Genomic DNA, 17500 nt, shown 5'->3' on the forward strand with positions numbered 1-17500 from the left:
GTGACCACACTGCTCGACACCGCCACTCGGGCGCCGGCCGCACACGGCCGGCGCCCCCTCCCCGTCCGGATCGAGGAGACCGCCCTCGACCCGCACCCCCCGATCGAGCTGTACGAGGCCCTGCGGGCGCGGTTCGGGGAGGACGTCTTCCTCCTGGAGTCCCTGGAGAGCCCCGAGTTCGACGGAAACTCCGCCGTCGTCGGCTTCGGCCGCCTCGCCGAGCTGCGCATCCGCGCCGGGCGGATCTCCGCCGTCGGCGCGGCGCCCGTACTGGCCGAGCTGTCCCGGGTCGCCGACGGGCTGGGGCTGGCCGCCGGCCCCGGGGGCGACCGGATCTTCGAACGTCCCGGGCAGGTCTGGGACGTGCTGCGCGCCGTCCAGTCCCGCTTCGACGTCGACAGCACCCGCCCCGACTACGCCTTCGGCTTCCTCGCCACCATCGGTTACGGCGCCGCCTGGTACATGGAGGACCTGCCCGTCCGGGAGCACACCGACGAGGGCGCCCCCGACCTGGTCCTGACCCTGTTCCAGGACACCGTCTGGTACGACCTGGACGCCGGCACGGCCGTCCGGCTGGCCGCCCGCAGCGAGGCCTTCGGCCCCGACGGGGGCCCCGCCGCCCGTACCGACCTGGCCGGCATCGTCGAGCGGCTGACCTCCGGGATGACCGAGCCCGCCGGCCGCGTCCCGGCCGCCCCCGCCCCGCGCGCCGTGCGCGACAGCACCGACGAGGAGGCGTTCCGCGCCCACGTGGAGCGCTGCCTGCGGCACATCGGCGTCGGCGACATCTACCAGATCCAGATCGGCCACCGCATCGAGGTCGACACCGACCTCACCCCGCTCGACGTCTACCGGCGGCTGCGCGGACGCAACCCGTCGCCGTACATGTACCTCGTCCCGCGCGACGGCTCCACGCTGATCGGCGCCAGCCCCGAGGTGCTCTTCCGCACCGAGGGCGACCGCATCGTCATGCGCCCCATCGCCGGCACCACCCCCCGCAGCGGCGACCCCGCCGTGGACGGGCCGCGCGTCGAGGCCCTGCTCGCCAGCGAGAAGGAGCGGGCCGAGCACGTGATGCTGGTCGACCTGTGCCGCAACGACATCGGCCGGGTCTGCCTGCCCACCACCCTCGACGCTCCCCAGCTGATGACGGTCGAGACCTTCAGCCACGTCTTCCACCTGGTCTCCACCGTCGAGGGCAGCCTCGCCCCCGGCGAGGACACCTGGTCCTCGCTGGCCGCGACCTTCCCCGCCGGGACGGTCACCGGCGCCCCCAAGATCCGCGCCATGGAGATCATCTCCGAACTGGAGTCCGAACCGCGCGACATGTACGCCGGCGCCGTCGGCCTCGTCGACGTGCGCGGCTGGTCCCGCCTGGCCCTGTGCATCCGCACGGTCACCCACGACGGAACGGCCTACTCCACCCAGAGCTGCGCCGGCATCGTCGCCGACTCCTCGCCCGCCGCCGAGTGGCACGAGACCCTGCACAAGATGGGAGCGGCCTACTGGGCGCTCACCGGTGAGGAGCTGCTCCCGTGAAGGTCCTGCTCGTCGACGCCTACGACAGCTTCACCCACATCATCGACCAGTACCTGCGCACCCTCGGCGCCGACACCGAGGTCGTCCGCTCCCGCACCGAGAGCCCCGACGAGCTCGCCGCGCGGCTGCCGGACGCCGTGGTCCTGGGCCCCGGCCCGGGCCACCCGGCCGAGTCCGGCCACGTCGAGCTGGTGCACCGGTTCGCCGGACGGGTCCCCCTGCTGGGCATCTGCCTGGGCCACCAGGCCATCGGCCTGGCCTACGGGGGCCGCGTCCAGGTCGCCGACCGGCTCAAGCACGGCAAGACCAGCGAGGTCGCCCACGACGGGGCCGGGGTCTTCGCCGGGCTCGGCGAGACGATGACGGCGACCCGCTACCACTCCCTCATCGTCGCCGAACCCCTGCCGCAGGAGCTGCTCGCCACCGCGCACGCCGTCGACGACGGCTACGTGATGGGCCTGCGCCACCGCACCCTCGCGGTCGAAGGGGTGCAGTTCCACCCCGAGTCCATCACCACCGTCGGCGGCATGCCGCTGCTGCGGAACTTCCTCACCGGAGCACGGACCCGCCCGGCCGGCACCCTCGCCGGATGACGCAGGAGCCTCGAAGGAGCGATCTCGTGGAGCACGTCGATTCCTGGCGGGCCCGGCCCGCCGCACAACAGCCCGAATGGCCCGACCCCGCCGCCCTGGCCGAGGTACGGGAACGACTGCGCGAGTCCGTCCCGCTCGTGGTCGCCGCCGAGTGCGAGCAGCTCAAGTACCGGCTCGGCGCCGTCGCCCGGGGCGAGGCCTTCCTGCTCCAGGGCGGGGACTGCGCCGAGACCTTCGCGGACGTCCGCGAGGACTCGGTACGGCGCAAGGTGCAGACCCTGCTGCAGATGGCGCTCGTCCTCCAGTACGCCGCCTCCGTGCCGGTCGTCAAGATCGGCCGGATGGCGGGCCAGTACGCCAAACCCCGGTCCAAGCCCACCGAGACCCGCGGCGGGCTGACCCTGCCGGCCTACCGGGGCGACGCCGTCAACGGCTTCCCCTTCGAGGCGGCCGAGCGCACCCCCGACCCCGACCGGCTGCTGCGGATGCACCGGGCCGCCTCCGGCACGATCAACCTCGTCCGCGCCTTCACCACCGGCGGCTACGCCGACCTGCGCCAGGCGCACGCCTGGAACCAGGACTTCGTGGCCCGCTCGCCCGTCGGCGAGCGCTACGCGGCGCTCGCCACCCAGATCGACCAGGCCCTCAACTTCATGCGGGCCTGCGGGGCCGACGAACGCATCCAGCACGCCGTGGAGTTCTACGTCAGCCACGAGGGCCTGCTCCTGGAGTACGAGGAACCGCTGGTCCGGGAGGACCCGGCGACCGGCCGGCGCTACGCGACCAGCGGGCACATGCTCTGGATCGGGGAGCGCACCCGGGACCTGGACGGCGCCCACGTGGAGTTCTTCTCGAAGATCGCCAACCCGGTCGCGGTCAAGCTCGGCCCGACGACGGACTCCGACACCGTCCTGCGGCTGATCGACCGACTGGACCCCGAGCGCGAGCCCGGCCGGCTTACCTTCGTCGTCCGGATGGGCGCCGGACAGGTGCGCGACCGGCTGCCCGAGCTGGTGGAGAAGACGGCCGCGGAGGGCGCGCCGGTGGCCTGGGTGAGCGATCCCATGCACGGCAACACCTTCGAGGCGCCGTCGGGCCTCAAGACCCGCCGCTTCGACGACATCGTCGACGAGGTGAAGGGCTTCTTCGAGGTCCACCGCGAGCTCGGGACGCATCCCGGGGGCGTGCACCTGGAATTCACCGGGGGCGACGTCACGGAATGCGTGGGAGGCGGTGAGGAGGTGAGCCTGGACGGGCTGAGCGAACGCTATGAGTCCACTTGTGACCCCCGGCTCAACCGCACCCAGTCGCTGGACCTCGCATTCCTGGTCGCCGAGATGTACCGGGAACGCTGAATTCCGGTTAAAGCCGTTATCGCGGGGTGCCCCGGAGGGTGTCCAGAGGGCCTCTCAAGCGGCCCGCAAGCAGTCGTCAAGAGGGGTTCGGGAGTACTTTATTGCCCCACGGACCCCTCTTGACCTGCAGGTATATCGTCCTTATCGAAATGGCGCAGCCTCGGAAGGCGCAGCGATATCAGCTCGAAGCCGCCCCTTCCTAGTGTTCTTCTCACCGGAACAAAGCGAAGCTCAAGCGGAACTCAACGGGGGAAGAACAGAGATGCAGAACACGTGGCGTACCCAGGTCAAGCGCATCACCGTCGCGATCATCGCCGCCATGGCGATCGCGGGTGGCGTACAGATCGCCGCCGAGGATGGTCCGGCCGGCAGCAGCGGCAGTGCCGGCACCGGCGTGACCGCAGACGCCACGACCCCGCAGGCTCCGCCCGCGGCCCCCACCCCGTCGCCGTCCGCCACCAAGGACAACGACGAGTGGAGCTGAGCGGCGGGGGCCACCCCACCACTCACCCGAGGGAGACCCAAGTGACCACCGCCAGACCAGAACCCGCCCGCGAAGCGCGCAGCTGGCCCGCCTTGCTGGACACCCTGCTCGCCGGCCGAGACCTGGCCCCCGCCGACACGGCCTGGGCCATGGACCGGGTGATGAGCGGCGAGGCCACCGACGCCCAGCTCGCCGGCTTCCTGGTCGCCCTGCGGGGCAAGGGGGAGACGGTCGGTGAACTGGAGGGCCTGGTACGGGCCATGCTCCACCACGCGGTACCCCTCGACGTCCCCGGCGCCACGGTCGACGTGGTCGGCACGGGCGGTGACGGGGCCCGGACCGTCAACATCTCGACCATGTCGGCGATCGTCGCGGCCGGCGCCGGCGCCCGGGTCGTCAAGCACGGCAACCGGGCGTCGAGTTCGGCCTCGGGCTCGGCGGACGTGCTGGAGGCCCTGGGCGTGCGGCTGCGCCTGGAGCCGGCGCGGGTGGCCGCCCTCGTGGAGGAGGCCGGGATCACCTTCTGCTTCGCCCCCGACTTCCACCCGTCCATGAGGCACGCCGCCGCGGTCCGCAAGCAGCTGGGGATCCCGACCGTCTTCAACGCGCTCGGGCCGCTGACCAACCCGGCCCGGCCGACCGCCCAGGCGGTCGGCGTGGCGGACGCGCGGCTGCTCCCGCTGATCGCCGGGGTGCTGGCCCGCCGGGGCGGCAGCGCCCTGGTGTTCCGCGGGGACGACGGCCTCGACGAGCTCAGCGTCACCACCACCTCGACCGTGCTCAGCGTCGAGGGGGGAAGGGTCCGGGAGGAGTCCTTCGACCCCCGCGACGCGGGCATCGCGCCCGCCCCGGTGGACGCCCTGCGCGGCGGGGACGCCGCGCACAACGCGGAGGTGGCCCGGCGGCTGTTCGCCGGCGGGGAGCGGGGTCCGGTGCGCGACGCGGTGCTGCTCTCGGCCGCGGCCGCGCTGGCCGCGGCCGAGCCGTCCCGGGGCCGCACGGTCACCGAGCGGCTGCGCGAGGGGATCGCCGCCGCTGCGGCCGCCCTGGACTCGGGGGCCGCGGAGGCGGTCCTGGAGCGCTGGGCGCGGGCGGCCGCCGGACACGCCGGAGCGCCGCTCGCCGCCGCCGGGCGGTGAGCGGCAGGCGCCGCACGGAACGCCGACGCGCCGCGGTGCGGCCGGGCCGGTCCCTGGGAGGGGGACGGCGCGGCCGCACCGGCGGCGGTCGGCGGTCGGGGGTGGGGCGTCGCGGGGTCAGGGCGAGAGGGCGGCCGCCTTCGCCGGCAGCCGTACCGGCTCGTGGACCAGCGGCCCCTCGGCCGTGTCGGCGGCCTCCTTGCCCGGGGACACGCCCCGGCGGATCCAGGACAGGGCGGGCGAGGTGATCGCGGTGGTGAGCAGGGCCATCAGGACGAGCATCGTGAACAGCTCGGGCCCGATCACCCCCAGCTCCAGCCCCAGGTTCAGCACCACCAGCTCGGTCAGGCCGCGGCAGTTCATCAGCGCCCCGATCGACATGGCGTCCCGCCAGGACTGGCCGGTGGCCCGGGCTGCCGCCGTGCTGCCGCCCCACTTGCCGAGGAAGGCCACGACCATGACGGCGCCGGCCCACAGCAGCATCATCGGGTCGGCGGCCACCAGCCCCACATCGGTCTTCAGGCCGGTGTTGACGAAGAACAGCGGCAGCAGGATGGGGATGGTGAAGGCCCGCAGCCGGGCCGCGCACAGCTCGATCACCCGCGAGCCGCGCGGGGTGATCACCCCGAAGACGAAGGCGCCGAACAGGGCGTGCACGCCGATCTTGTCGGTGGTGAAGGCCGACAGGCACAGACCGCTGAACAGCACCACCAGGACGACGGAGTCCACCGTGCGGGCGGCCCGTACGGCCCACTTGGCGAGCAGCGGCCGGACCGCGTAGATCATGAAGGCCAGGAACAGGGCCGCGAGGGCCGCCGTCGTCGCCGCCTCGACGGGGGAGCTGCTGGTGCTGACGGCGACGACCGCGGCCAGCAGGCACCACGCGGTCACGTCGTCCACCGCCGCGCAGGCCATGGCCAGCGCGCCGATCCGGGTGTGGTAGAGCCCCCGGTCGGTGAGGATCCGGGCGAGCACGGGGAAGGCCGTGATGCTCATGGACACGGCGATGAACAGCACGAACGCGAGCTTGGTGACCCCCTTCGGGGCCATCGTGTCGTACATCAGCAGTGCCAGGCCCGAGCCGAGGACCAGCGGGAGCGCGATGCTCGCCTGGCTGACGCCGATGGCGGTACGGCTGTGCCCGCGCAGGGCCGAGAGGTTGAGTTCCAGGCCCACCAGGAACATGAACGCCAGCAGACCGATGTTTCCGAACGCCCCGGTGAACGGCAGGACCGTCCCGGGGAACAGCCATGCCTGGGCTCCGGGCCACAGCCAGCCGAGCAGCGAGGGGCCCAGCAGGATGCCGACGGCGATCTCGCCGACCACCGGCGGCTGACCGATCCGGCGGAAGAGCATCGCGCCGGCCTTGCACGCGATGATGACGGCGGGGATCGCGATCAGCAGATCGGGCAGCGGGTCACGGGCGGACACCGGCGGCTCCTTCCCGGTCCGACGGGGCGGCGAGCGGGGCGGGTATCGCCGGCAGGGGAGGGGCCGCCGCGGGCGGGCCGGGGACGGCCGTGGCGTCGGTCCAGCGGGCGTAGCGGCGCTTGCCGTACAGCAGGGGCTCCTCGCCGTCGTGCAGCGAGACCCGGCTGATCCGGACGAACACGGCGGTGTGGTCGCCGAACTCGACGGCCTGGGTGACCTCGCCGTCGGCGATGGCGTGCGAGGACCCGGCCAGGTGCGGGCCGCCGGCGCCCAGCGGCAGCCGCCACTCGACGCGCTCGAAGCGGTCGGGGGCGCCCGAGGCGAACAGGTCGGAGACGGGGCGGGCGTTCTCGTGGAGCAGGTTGACGGCCACGTGCCCGGTCTCCAGGACGGCCTGGACGGTCGGGCTCGCGGTGCGCAGGCACAGCACCACGGTGGGCGGGGAGAGGGCGACGCTGGCGAGCGAGCTGCACGTCATGCCGCGCGGCTCGGAGTCCGCGCCGATCGTGGTGATCACCGAGACGCCGGAGGGGAAGGCCGACATCAGGGGCCTGATGTCGGCTTCGGCCGCGTCGGACAGACCGGCGCGGACGGTGGTGGCGCTCGGGGCGATCGGGGCGGTGCGGGCGGACGGGGACGGCTGCGAGGTGGCTGTCATGAGCGGGACTCTCCTGGTCTGGGGTGCGGCGCGGGGCCCGGAAGCCGGAGGGAGGGGCCGGCTCCGGGCCTGCGCACCGGAAGGAAGCGACTGCGTACTAGCCGTGCAGCTTGCGGAGGTAGTCGTACGTGCTGGGGAGGGTGTCGAGGAGGTGGTTCTGCTCCTGCTTGACCTTGCCGAACAGGGCCTCGGCGCCGGCCACCGAATCGGGCTTGTGGGCGAGGATCGGCAGCGGGGCGTCCGGCTCCAGGCCGAGGCCGGCGAAGACGCAGTAGTAGCTGCCGTTGGTCCAGAAGTTGCGGAATTCCGCCTCGAAGTTGCCGTAGTACGTGGACTCGTCCGCGATCGGCGAATTGATGGCCAGGCCGGCCTTGTAGGCGGAGATCTTCTCCTGGATGTTCTTCGGGAGGGTCAGCTCCTTGTTGGCCCGCCAGAACGGCGTGTCGTTGCGCGGCGCGTAGTAGAAGTGCGCCTGGATGAAGTCGCGGGTGTCGTCGAACATCACCTCGATCTCGTGGTTGAAGCTGTTCGCCAGCTCCGGGTTGAAGGTGCGGTCCGGGAAGTGCTTGGCGAGCTGGTAGATGGCCGCGGTGATGAAGTAGATGCCCGTCGATTCCAGCGGCTCCAGGAAAGCGGAGGAGAGGCCGATGCTGACGACGTTGTTCACCCAGGCGCGGCGGTTGCGGCCGACCCGGAACTTCACGTGGTTGAACTTCGTCGTCTCCGGGTCCAGGCCCCACAGGGCGCTGAATTCCCTGGTCGCCTCCTCCTTCGTCGTGAACTTGCTGGAGTAGACGTAACCGGAGCCGAAACGGCCCAGCATCGGGATCTTCCAGGTCCAGCCGGAGGACATCGCGATGGCGGAGGTGTACGGCTCGATGCCGTTCGCCTCGTCGTCGTGCGGGACGGCGGTGGCGACGGCGCTGTCGCACAGCAGGTGGTCGCTCATGTCGATGAACGGCTCTTCCAGCGCCTGGTTGATGAGCAGGCCGCGGAAGCCGGAGCAGTCCACGAACAGGTCGGCGTCCAGCACCCGGCCGGCCTTGGTGTGCAGGGCTTTGACGAAGCCGCGCTCGTCCTTCTCGGCGTGCGTCATCTCGTCCTGGACGTGGTGGACGCCCTGCTTCTCGGTGGCGAAGCGGCGCAGGAAGTCGGCGACCAGCGCGGCGTCGAAGTGCCAGGCGTAGCGGGTGGACGGGGTGCCGTCGAGCCACTTCGGGGACTTCTTCGCGTCCATCACCGGGGGCTCGCGGAAGCACGCGTAGTCGAACGGCTCCTCGGTCAGGCCCTCCAGCTTCCGCTTGGCCCAGTAGTGCGACATCGGGACGTTGTCGCTGTCGGGCAGGATGCCGAACGGGTGGTAGAAGTGGTCCGGGCCGCCGTTCTCCAGCTCACGCGCGTCGGGCTGGCCCTGGCCGCCGGTTCTCCAGTTCACGAACCGCACCGCCATCTTGAAGCTGGCGTTGCACTCCCGCATCCACTCCTCCTCGGCGATGCCGAGGTAGTCGAAGAGGACCTTGTGGAGGTTCGGGACGGTGGCCTCGCCGACACCGATCCGCGGAATCGCCGGCGCCTCCAGGACCGTGATGTCCACGGTGCCCTGCAGGGCCTTCCCGAGATAAGCGGCGGTCATCCAGCCGGCGGTGCCGCCGCCCAGGATGACGACTTTCTGAATGCGCGAGTCGGTGCCGGTCATGTGGGGACTCTCTCTTCCGTCTGCTGGGGAGTTCCGTTGTGCGATGGGAAGAGATTCGGACCGTCGACTATGCGCCACCTATAACCGGCCGTATGGCGTCGATATAGCGGATTGGCCGAATCTCGGTCCCGTTGTATCCGCACCCCGCAACTCCCAGCAGAGGATGGCTGCATCAGATGCCGTACGACGAAGGGACGAAGGGAATCCTCTCGACAGTGGGAGGAACACCGCTCATCGAACTGGAGCGTTTGCTGCCGGGCCTCGGCTCGCGGGTGTTCGCGAAGGTGGAGCGGTTCAATCCCGGAGGAAGTATCAAAGACCGCTCGGCACTCTCCATGGTGCTGGCGCGCATCAGGTCCGGGGAACTCGTCCCGGGCACATCCACGGTGATCGAGTCGAGTTCGGGCAATCTCGCGATCGGGCTCGCCCAGATCTGCGGCTATTTCGGCCTGCGCTTCATCTGCGTCGTCGACGCCCGCACGACCCGGCAGAACGTGGCGATCCTGCGGGCCTACGGGGCCGAGGTCGAGGTCGTCGTCGACCCCGACCCGGTCACCGGCGAGCTGCTGCCCGCCCGGCTGCGGCGGGTCGCCGACCTCGTCGCCGAGACCCCCGACGCCTACTGGCCCGACCAGTACTCCAACCCGCTCAACCCGGTCGCCCACCAGAACACGATGCGCGAGATCGCCGAGGCCCTCGACGGCCGCGTCGACCAGCTCGTCGTGGCCGCGGGCACCAGCGGAACCCTGGGCGGCTGCGCCGAGTACATCCGCCGGCACGGGATGAACACCACCGTCAACGCGGTCGACGCCATCGGCAGCGTGCTGTTCGCCCCGCCCGAGCGCGTCACCCGGCTGATCCCGGGACACGGCGCCTCGGTCGTGCCCCGGCTGCTGCGCCCCTCGGACGCGGACCGGGTCATCCACGTCGGCGACCTCGACTGCGTCGTGGGCTGCCGCCGCCTGGTGCGCCAGGAAGCGGTGCTGGCCGGCGGCTCCTCGGGGGCCGTGGTCGCCGCCCTGGAGCGGATCGCCCCGGACATCATCCCGGGCTCCAACGTGGTCCTCGTCCTGCCCGACGGCGGCGACCGCTACCTGGAGACGATCTACGACGACGACTGGGTGCGCCGCCAGTTCGGCGAGGTCTCCCACCTGTGGAAGGACCCGCAGCCGGCCGTCACGCCCCACCTCGTGGATATAGGCCACGGATAGCGGCCGCTCCCACCATCGAACCATCGCCCCCGCACGATCCCCACCCAACGGAGGAATTCGGATGACCACCCAGATCGCCACCCTCGACGCCGAGCGCAAGGAGCAGATCAAGGAGATCGTCTGCGACATCCTGGAACTCGACCTCGACGAGGTGACCGAGACCAGCCTCTTCAAGGAGGAGCACGACGCCGACTCCCTGCGCACCATCGAGATCCTCGCCTCGCTGGAGCGCGTCTTCGGCATCACGCTGGAGCAGGCCGAGCTCAGCCGCATGGTCAACCTGGTCGGCGTGTACGCCGTGATCGCGGAGGCCGAGGGCAAGTGAGCGACCGGACGGCCGCGACGGGGCGGCGACCCGCCGCCCGGCACCGGGTGGTGATCACGGGTCTCGGTGTCGTGACGAGCATCGGCACGGGCGTCGACGCCTTCGCCGAGGGCCTGCGGGGCGGACGCAGCGGGGCCAAGCCCATCAGCGCGTTCGACACCACAGGCTTCGCCCATTCCAACGCCTGCGAGATCACCGACTTCGAGCCGGAGGCCTGGCTGCGCGAGCTGCCGGCCGACGAGCTCGGCCGGGCCGCCCAGTTCGCGGTCGCCGGGGCCCGCATGGCGGTGGCCGACGGCGGACTCACCGAGGCGGACGTCCGGGCCAGGCGCTCCCTGGTCTCGGTCGGCACCACCGACGGCGAGTCCCGCGACCTCGACCACCTCACCGGGCTCCAGGTCGCCCAGGGCGAGGACACCCTCGACCCGGTGGTCGCCCGGCGCGTCTGGCCGGGCCGGCTCTCCGCCGGGATCGTCCGCGAACTGGGCCTGGAGGACGTCGAGACGGTCACCGTCCCGACCGCCTGCGCCGCCGGCAACTACGCCGTCGGCTACGGCTACGACGCCATCAGCTCCGGCGACGTGGAGATGGCCCTGTGCGGCGGCGCCGACGCCCTGTGCCGCAAGACGTTCACCGGCTTCTACCGGCTCGGCACCATCGCCCCCGACGTGTGCCGGCCCTTCGACGCCGACCGGCAGGGCATCCTCACCGGCGAGGGCGCCGGCATCCTGCTGATGGAGTCCCTGGAATCCGCCCTGGCCCGCGGCGCCCGGATCTACGCCGAGGTCCTCGGGTACGGGCTGTCCTGCGACGCCAGCCACCCGGTCGCCCCCGACCGGGACTCGATCGCCCGCTGCATCACCGCCGCGCACGCCAACGCCGGCATCACCCCCGCCGACGTGGACTTCATCTCCGCGCACGGTACGGGCACCAGGGCCAACGACGTCACCGAGGTCGGCGCGATCCGCCAGGTGTTCGGCGAGGACCTGCCCCGCACCGTCTCCATCAAGTCGATGATCGGCCACACCATGGGCGCCGCCAGCGCCCTGGCCTCAGCGGCCTGCGCCCTCGCCCTGCGCGAGGGGTTCATCCCGCCGACGATCAACCACCGCACCACCGACCCCGAGTGCGGCGTGGACTGCGTACCGAACGAGGCCGTCGAAGCCGACCTCAAGGTCGTGCAGAACAACGGACTCGCCTTCGGCGGCAACAACGCCGTGCTGGTCCTCGGCCACTGGGAAGACGAGAGGAGCGCCGTCGCATGAGCACGGCAGCGGAACCCCGCGAGCGCCAGCTCGTCATCTCGGGCTGGGCGGTCAGCTCCCCGTACGGGCTGGGCCGCCGGGCCTTCGCCGAGGGACTCCTCGCGCGGACGGCGGCCACCGCCCCCGTCGACACCGTCAAGTGGCCCGTCCCGTACGAGGACGCGGGCCTGATCCCCGGCTTCGACATCAAGGAGGTGCTCGGCCGCAAGGGCACCCGCTCCATGGACCGGGCCACGGGCATCGCCGTCGTCACCGTCGGCGAGCTCCTGGAGGACTTCGGCCGGGGCCTGGCCGCCGACCCGGAGAAGACCGGGCTGGTGCTCGGCACCTCCGGCAGCGTCCAGTCCATCATGGACTTCACCAAGGACGCCCTGACGGGGGAGAAGCCCTACCTCGTCGACCCGGCCCGGTTCCCGAACACCGTGATGAACTGCCCGACCGGCCAGAGCGCCATCCGGCACACCCTCAAGGGCCCCAACGTCACCGTCTCCGGCGGTTCCGCCACCGGCCTGCTCGCCCTGAACTACGCCTCCCGCCTGCTGCGCGGCGGCCACGCCAACGCCCTGCTGGCCGGCGCCGCCGAGGAGTACTCCGTCCAGCGGGCCCGTCTGGAGCGGGTCGCCGACCACGGCGGGGCCGAGGCCGACCCGCTCGGCGAGGGCGCCGCGCTGTTCCTGCTGGAGAGCGGGGACGCCGCCCGCGACGGGGGCCGCCAGGTCCTCGCCACCGTACTCGGATCCCGTTTCCGGGCCTTCCCCGAGAGCGGCCGGGCCGGCGCCGCGCTGGCCCGCTGCGTCGAGGAGGTCCTCGCCGACGCGGGCGCCGCCCCCGAGGACATCGCACTGGTCGCCCCGGGCACCCCGGCCGGGCTGCTCGGCAAGCAGGAGGAGTCCGCGCTGGACGGTGTCGCGGGCGAGCGGATCGCCGTACGCCCCCTCGTCGGCGACGCCACCGCCGCCTCGGCCGCCTTCCAGCTGGCCGCCGTCCTCGCCCACGCGGGCGCCCGGCCGGCCCTGGTCGACCGGCTCGCCCTGGTCACAGCCCTCGACCGGGACGGCACCGTCGGGGCCACCCTGCTCCGGCTCGGCTGAACCGGCGGTCCGGAACGGGGGCGCCCGCCGACGCGCCCCCGCCCGCAGTCCCGTATCCCGCCCGCAGCCCCGTACCCCCGCCCGTCCCACCCGTCCCACCCGTCCCGCGCACCCGCGCACGCCCCGCACGCACACCCGCGTTCCGAGAGAGAGGCACCTATCCATGTCCGAGACACCGAGGCCGGTAGCCCTCGTCACCGGCGGCTCGCGCGGCATCGGCCGGGCCGTGGTGGAGATCCTGGCGCGGGACGGCCACGACGTGGCCTTCTGCTACCAGTCCAACGAGGAGGCAGCCCGGCTCGCCGCGAAGTCCGCCGAGGCGCTGGGGGCGCGGGTGCTGGCCCGCCGGGTGGACGTCACGGACCGCGGACAGGTCCGGGCCTTCACCGCGGAGGCCGAGGCGGAGCTGGGCCCGGTGGAGGTGCTGGTCACCGCCGCCGGCATCGTCCGCGACGGCCACCTCGCCATGATGAAGGACGAGGACTGGGACGCGGTCGTCCGCACCAACCTCGACGGCACCTTCAACTTCGCCAAGGCGGTGGCCTTCCCGATGATGAAGCGCCGCCGCGGCACCATCATCACCCTTTCCTCCGTCGCCGCCGCCGGCAACGCCACCCAGAGCAACTACTCCGCCACCAAGGCCGGGATCATCGGCTTCACCAAGGCCCTCGCCAAGGAGTCCGGCCGCAGCGGCCTGCGCGCCAACGCCGTGGCCCCCGGCTTCATCGCCACCGACATGGTCGGCGGCCTGTCCGAGAAGCACGCCAAGGAGATGACGGACCGCATCCCGCTGCGCCGCTTCGGAGAGGCGCACGAGGTCGCCGAACTGGTGTCCTTCCTCGCCTCCGACCGCGCCTCCTACATCACCGGACAGGTCTTCCACATCGACGGCGGTCTGGTCGTCTGACCCGCCCGACCACCGGGACCAGCCTGATTCACAGAGGAGTTTCGACATGGCCGGCCGTGCCGCCAAACCGCCCCGGTTCTACTTCAACCTGCGCAGCCCCTACAACTTCTTCGCCCTGCACGACATCGAGCGCCGCCACCCCGGACTGCTCGACCGCCTCGAATGGCGCCCCTTCTGGGAGCCCGACGAGAGAACCGGACGCCTCCTCGACGAGGCCGGCGGGCAGTTCCCGTACACGCCGATGAGCCGCGCCAAGCAGTTCTACATCCTGCGCGACGTACGCCGCCTCGCCGCCGACCGGGACCTGCCGCTGACCTGGCCGGCCGACCGCACCCCATGGTGGGAGCCGGCCCACCTGACCTGGTTCCTCGCCGCCGACGCGGGCCTCGGCCGCGAGTGGGTGGCACGCGCCGGGCGGGCCCGCTGGCTGGAGGGCCGCGACATCTGCGACCCGGACACCGTCGTCGAACTGGCCGCCGGGATCGGCCTGGACCCCGCCGCCGTGGCCGCCGCCCCCGACGACGCCGGCCTGCGCGCCCGCGGGGCCGCCGCGCTGAAGGACGTGCACCGCGACGGGGTCTTCGGAGTCCCGTACTTCATCAGCGGCAGCGAGCCCTACTGGGGCCTGGACCGGGTCGAGGAGTTCGCCGCCTCCTTCGCGGACGGGGCCCCCGCCCCGGCCGCACGCCCCGAGGAGAGGGAACTCGCCGTCGTCGGAGCCGGCCGCACCACCGACATGAGCCACGCCGGAGGCTGCGGATGAGCACCACCACCGTGGAGGCGCTGCCGCTCACCGCGATCCAGCAGTCCATGTGGACGGCCTACCGGGTCTCGCCCGAGGCCTCCGCCTACAACATCGTCATGCCGCTGCGGCTGCGCGGCCGCGTCGACCCCCTCGCCATGGACGCCGCCGTCACCGCCGTCGGCGCCCGCCAGGACCTGCTGCGCTCGGTCTTCACCGAGAGCGCCGCCGGAGTGCGCCGCACCGTCAGCGAACGGCCCCTGGTCCGCCTCGAGTTCCACGACCTCGACGGCGCCTCCGAGGAGGAGCTGCACCGGGCCGCCGAGGAGGCCGGGGCCCGCCCCTTCCGCCTGGAGTCCGGAGCCTTCCGGGTGGTGCTGCTGCGCCGCTCCGACACGGACTGGGCCCTCGTCACCTCCGCCCACCACATCGTCAGCGACTTCACCTCCCGCTGGCTCCTGGTCCGCGACGTCCTCGACGCCTACGCGGGCATCGCCGCCGCCGCCGAACCCGCCTGGCGCCCCATCCCCGGCTCGTACGCCGACCACGCGGCCGAGGAGCTGCGCTACACCGCCTCCGAGGCGGGGCAGCGGGCCGCCGCCCTGTGGCACGAGTCGGTGGCCGGCGCCGCCGCCGCCGAACTGCCCCTGGACCGGCCCCGGCCCGCCCTGCGCTCCTACCGGGGCGGAACCGTCGTACGGCAGCTCGCCGAGGACACCGCCGACGGGCTGCCCGCGGCGGCCTCCGCCGCCGGGGTGACGCCCTTCGCGTACCTGCTCTCCGTCTTCCAGGCCCTCACCCACCGCTGGACCGGCCAGGACGCCTTCGTCCTCGGCGTTCCCGCCACCAGCCGGATGGGCCGCGCCCAGCGCGACGTGATCGGCTGCTTCCTCAACACCATGCCGGTCCGCGCCGACTTCGACGCCCGCTCCACCTTCCGCAGCGCGGCCGCCCAGGCCGGCGAACGCGTCATGCGCGGCATGGTCAACGTCCGCTACCCCTGCGCACTGGCCTTCCCCCGCGCCACCGTCTTCCGCACCGCGCTGTTCCTCGTCCAGATGGACCGCATGGAGCCGCCGGTGCCCAACGTCCCGCCGGGCGCGAGCGAGGGGCCCTCCGTCCCGTACGCGGGGCTCGACATCGCCCTGATCGACGTCCCCCAGCAGGAGGGCCAGCTGGACCTGCTGCTGCGCATCGAGCAGACCCCGCAGGGGGTCACGGCCGTCTTCTCCTACGACACCGACGTACTGGACCGCGAGACCGTCGCGCGGTTCGCCGACGGCTACGAGCGGATGCTCGCGGCCGCCGTCCAGGACCCGGACACCCCGGTCGCCGACGTGGAACTCGCCGGCGCGAACGAACTGGAGGCCCTGCTGGCCCTGGGCACCGGCGCGGACACCGGACTCGACGGCTTCGACGGCTTCGACGAGTTCGACGAGTTCGAGTCCTTCGAGAACGCCCGGGAGCAGCGGTGAGCCCCCGCGTCGCCGTCATCGGCGCGGGACTCGGCGGCCTGACCGCCGCCGCGGCCCTGTACGCCCGCGGCCTGGACGTCACCGTGTACGAGCGCGGCGAGGCCCTGCGCGAGCAGGGCGTCGGCATGCACCTGGGCCCCAACGGCACCAGACTGCTGGAACGCCTGGGCCTCGCCCCGCGCCTCGCCGAAATGGCCGTCCGCCCCGAGGCCCTGGAGGTCCGCGCCTTCCACGACGGGGCCCCGGTGGCCGTGCAGGAGATGGGCGAGGCCTGGGAGCGGCGGTTCCGCGCCCCCTACCTCACCGTCCACCGCGGTGACCTGCACCGCATGCTGGCCGGCCTGGTCCCGGCGGAGCGGGTGCGCACCGGCAAGGAGCTGGTGCGGTACGAGGAGCGCCCCGACGGGGTACTGCTGGAGTTCGCCGACGGCACCACCGACCGGGCCGACGTCCTCGTCGGCGCCGACGGGGTGCACTCGGCGGTGCGCCGCGCCCTCGCCGGCGACGACGCCTCCGTGTACTCCGGGAACAGCGCCCTGCGCGGCCTGGTCGCCGCGGCGGACGTACCCGGCCTCGACCCGGCCCGCATGTACATGTTCGCGGGCCCCGGCGCACGCGTGCTGTGCTACCCGGTCTCCGGCGGGCGGGAGTTCACCTACGTGGTGGTGGCCCCGGCCCCCGAGGGCGACGCCGAGTCCTGGACCAGCGCCGGCGACCGGGCCGACCTGGACTCCGTCCTCGCCGGCTGGGCGCCGCAGGTCCGCGAACTGGCCGGCGCGGCGGGCGAGGTGCGCCGCTGGGCCCTGTACGACCGGGCCCCCCTGGAACGCTGGAGCACCGCCCGCACCACCCTGCTCGGCGACGCCGCCCACCCGATGCTCCCGCACCACGGACAGGGTGCCAACCAGGCCCTCGAGGACGCCGTCGCCCTCGCCGTCTGCCTCGCCGAAGCAGCCCCGGACGCCCCCGGCACCGCCGCCGCCCTCGAACGCTACGAGGCGCTCCGCCGCCCCCACACCACCCGGGTGCAGCTCGGCTCCCGCGAGGGCGGCAAGCCCCCCGGCGGCCCCGGCGGTGACGTCAGGGGCGCGGCCGCCGACGTGAGCTGGATCCTCGACCACGACGTGGAAGCGGCCCTGCGCACCCCGGTGACCAGCGCCGCCGCCTGAACCGCACCTCCCCCTCCCACGGGCCCCCGACGCCATCCGGCGCCGGGGGCCCGTCCCGCGTTCCGGCCCGTATATCCGCTCGATAGGGCATCGATAGCGCCCTCTTCAAGGATGGCCACACCTGATCACGCGAAGGGAACAGCGATGAGCGAACAGCAGAACGGCAACCGGTCCGGCGACGCGGAGGCACAGACCCGCTACCGCGTCGTCCTCAACGACGAGGAGCAGTACTCGATCTGGTGGTCCGGGCGCGAACTCCCCGCCGGCTGGACCGCCGAGGGCACCGAGGGCACCCGCGAGGAATGCCTCGCCCGGATCACCGAGGTGTGGACCGACCTGCGCCCCGCCAGCCTGCGCCGGCGCATGTCCGCCGCCTCCGCGGCCTGACCCACCCGCACCGCCGGGCCCGTCCCGGACCGC

Annotated in this window: 17 protein-coding genes; 14 read left to right on the forward strand and 3 right to left on the reverse strand. The window is 72.9% G+C overall.

What is annotated here, in order from left to right:
- The 5 genes from D1J60_RS27030 (at position 1) to trpD (ending at position 5110) form a co-directional block, all read left to right on the forward strand.
- On the forward strand, positions 1-1539 hold the full coding sequence (locus D1J60_RS27030; protein WP_125822833.1) for an anthranilate synthase component I family protein: 1539 nt from the start codon (positions 1-3) through the stop codon (positions 1537-1539).
- Entirely contained in the window at positions 1536-2132 is a 597-nt protein-coding gene (locus tag D1J60_RS27035; RefSeq protein ID WP_125596498.1) for an aminodeoxychorismate/anthranilate synthase component II, read from the forward strand. Before D1J60_RS27030 ends, D1J60_RS27035 begins: the two co-directional genes overlap by 4 nt.
- Positions 2129-3487 (forward strand): 3-deoxy-7-phosphoheptulonate synthase class II, encoded by a 1359-nt coding sequence (locus tag D1J60_RS27040; protein ID WP_125822834.1) that lies wholly within the window; start codon positions 2129-2131, stop codon positions 3485-3487. Before D1J60_RS27035 ends, D1J60_RS27040 begins: the two co-directional genes overlap by 4 nt.
- A 262-nt stretch (positions 3488-3749) precedes the next feature.
- Positions 3750-3971: a hypothetical protein gene (locus tag D1J60_RS27045; protein ID WP_125596505.1), complete on the forward strand. Its 222-nt coding sequence runs from the start codon at positions 3750-3752 to the stop codon at positions 3969-3971.
- 41 nt (positions 3972-4012) lie between these two features.
- Positions 4013-5110, forward strand: coding sequence for an anthranilate phosphoribosyltransferase (trpD, locus tag D1J60_RS27050; RefSeq protein ID WP_125822835.1), 1098 nt, complete (start codon positions 4013-4015; stop codon positions 5108-5110).
- 117 nt (positions 5111-5227) lie between these two features.
- Here the strand turns inward: trpD and D1J60_RS27055 are convergent, their stop codons facing one another.
- The 3 genes from D1J60_RS27055 to D1J60_RS27065 all read right to left on the reverse strand — a co-directional run bounded on the left by D1J60_RS27055 (position 5228) and on the right by D1J60_RS27065 (position 8895).
- Positions 5228-6541, reverse strand: a complete 1314-nt coding sequence (locus tag D1J60_RS27055; RefSeq protein WP_125596511.1) for a cation:proton antiporter — start codon at positions 6539-6541, stop codon at positions 5228-5230.
- The gene (locus D1J60_RS27060; protein ID WP_125822836.1) at positions 6528-7199 is read right to left on the reverse strand and encodes a flavin reductase family protein; all 672 of its coding nucleotides are present in this window, start codon (positions 7197-7199) and stop codon (positions 6528-6530) included. The genes D1J60_RS27055 and D1J60_RS27060 overlap by 14 nt, the downstream gene beginning before the upstream one ends.
- Before the next feature lie 97 nt (positions 7200-7296).
- Positions 7297-8895 carry a tryptophan halogenase family protein gene (locus tag D1J60_RS27065; protein WP_125822837.1) on the reverse strand — a complete coding sequence of 533 codons (1599 nt, stop codon included), beginning with the start codon at positions 8893-8895 and terminating at the stop codon, positions 7297-7299.
- A gap of 176 nt (positions 8896-9071) precedes the next feature.
- Here D1J60_RS27065 and sbnA point away from each other — a divergent pair, with 176 nt between their 5' ends.
- The 9 genes from sbnA (at position 9072) to D1J60_RS27110 (ending at position 17467) form a co-directional block, all read left to right on the forward strand.
- Entirely contained in the window at positions 9072-10106 is a 1035-nt protein-coding gene (gene sbnA, locus D1J60_RS27070; RefSeq protein ID WP_125596520.1) for a 2,3-diaminopropionate biosynthesis protein SbnA, read from the forward strand.
- 61 nt (positions 10107-10167) lie between these two features.
- A complete protein-coding gene (locus tag D1J60_RS27075; RefSeq protein ID WP_007267082.1) occupies positions 10168-10431 on the forward strand; it encodes an acyl carrier protein in 264 nt (87 codons plus the stop codon).
- Positions 10428-11696 carry a beta-ketoacyl-[acyl-carrier-protein] synthase family protein gene (locus D1J60_RS27080; protein ID WP_125596523.1) on the forward strand — a complete coding sequence of 423 codons (1269 nt, stop codon included), beginning with the start codon at positions 10428-10430 and terminating at the stop codon, positions 11694-11696. Before D1J60_RS27075 ends, D1J60_RS27080 begins: the two co-directional genes overlap by 4 nt.
- Positions 11693-12787: a beta-ketoacyl synthase N-terminal-like domain-containing protein gene (locus D1J60_RS27085; protein ID WP_125822838.1), complete on the forward strand. Its 1095-nt coding sequence runs from the start codon at positions 11693-11695 to the stop codon at positions 12785-12787. Before D1J60_RS27080 ends, D1J60_RS27085 begins: the two co-directional genes overlap by 4 nt.
- Before the next feature lie 163 nt (positions 12788-12950).
- Positions 12951-13694, forward strand: coding sequence for a 3-oxoacyl-[acyl-carrier-protein] reductase (fabG, locus tag D1J60_RS27090; RefSeq protein ID WP_125596529.1), 744 nt, complete (start codon positions 12951-12953; stop codon positions 13692-13694).
- A 46-nt stretch (positions 13695-13740) separates the two neighbouring features.
- Complete coding sequence (locus D1J60_RS27095; RefSeq protein ID WP_125822839.1) at positions 13741-14457, forward strand: DsbA family protein; 717 nt, start codon at positions 13741-13743, stop codon at positions 14455-14457.
- Complete coding sequence (locus tag D1J60_RS27100; protein WP_125822840.1) at positions 14454-15911, forward strand: condensation domain-containing protein; 1458 nt, start codon at positions 14454-14456, stop codon at positions 15909-15911. The genes D1J60_RS27095 and D1J60_RS27100 overlap by 4 nt, the downstream gene beginning before the upstream one ends.
- The gene (locus D1J60_RS27105; protein ID WP_125822841.1) at positions 15908-17080 is read left to right on the forward strand and encodes an FAD-dependent monooxygenase; all 1173 of its coding nucleotides are present in this window, start codon (positions 15908-15910) and stop codon (positions 17078-17080) included. Before D1J60_RS27100 ends, D1J60_RS27105 begins: the two co-directional genes overlap by 4 nt.
- A 144-nt stretch (positions 17081-17224) precedes the next feature.
- Positions 17225-17467: an MbtH family NRPS accessory protein gene (locus tag D1J60_RS27110; RefSeq protein ID WP_125596541.1), complete on the forward strand. Its 243-nt coding sequence runs from the start codon at positions 17225-17227 to the stop codon at positions 17465-17467.
- Positions 17468-17500: the final 33 nt, after the last annotated feature.

Source organism: Streptomyces sp. W1SF4 (assembly GCF_003950035.1).
Taxonomy (GTDB): domain Bacteria; phylum Actinomycetota; class Actinomycetes; order Streptomycetales; family Streptomycetaceae; genus Streptomyces; species Streptomyces racemochromogenes.

Coding starts and splice junctions, on each gene's coding strand:
- D1J60_RS27040 (WP_125822834.1), top strand. CDS start 2,129: ATGACGCAGGAGCCTCGAAGGAGCGATCTCGTGGAGCACGTCGATTCC.
- D1J60_RS27045 (WP_125596505.1), top strand. CDS start 3,750: ATGCAGAACACGTGGCGTACCCAGGTCAAGCGCATCACCGTCGCGATC.
- D1J60_RS27060 (WP_125822836.1), bottom strand. CDS start 7,199: ATGACAGCCACCTCGCAGCCGTCCCCGTCCGCCCGCACCGCCCCGATC.
- D1J60_RS27065 (WP_125822837.1), bottom strand. CDS start 8,895: ATGACCGGCACCGACTCGCGCATTCAGAAAGTCGTCATCCTGGGCGGC.
- sbnA (WP_125596520.1), top strand. CDS start 9,072: ATGCCGTACGACGAAGGGACGAAGGGAATCCTCTCGACAGTGGGAGGA.
- D1J60_RS27075 (WP_007267082.1), top strand. CDS start 10,168: ATGACCACCCAGATCGCCACCCTCGACGCCGAGCGCAAGGAGCAGATC.
- D1J60_RS27085 (WP_125822838.1), top strand. CDS start 11,693: ATGAGCACGGCAGCGGAACCCCGCGAGCGCCAGCTCGTCATCTCGGGC.
- fabG (WP_125596529.1), top strand. CDS start 12,951: ATGTCCGAGACACCGAGGCCGGTAGCCCTCGTCACCGGCGGCTCGCGC.
- D1J60_RS27095 (WP_125822839.1), top strand. CDS start 13,741: ATGGCCGGCCGTGCCGCCAAACCGCCCCGGTTCTACTTCAACCTGCGC.
- D1J60_RS27100 (WP_125822840.1), top strand. CDS start 14,454: ATGAGCACCACCACCGTGGAGGCGCTGCCGCTCACCGCGATCCAGCAG.
- D1J60_RS27110 (WP_125596541.1), top strand. CDS start 17,225: ATGAGCGAACAGCAGAACGGCAACCGGTCCGGCGACGCGGAGGCACAG.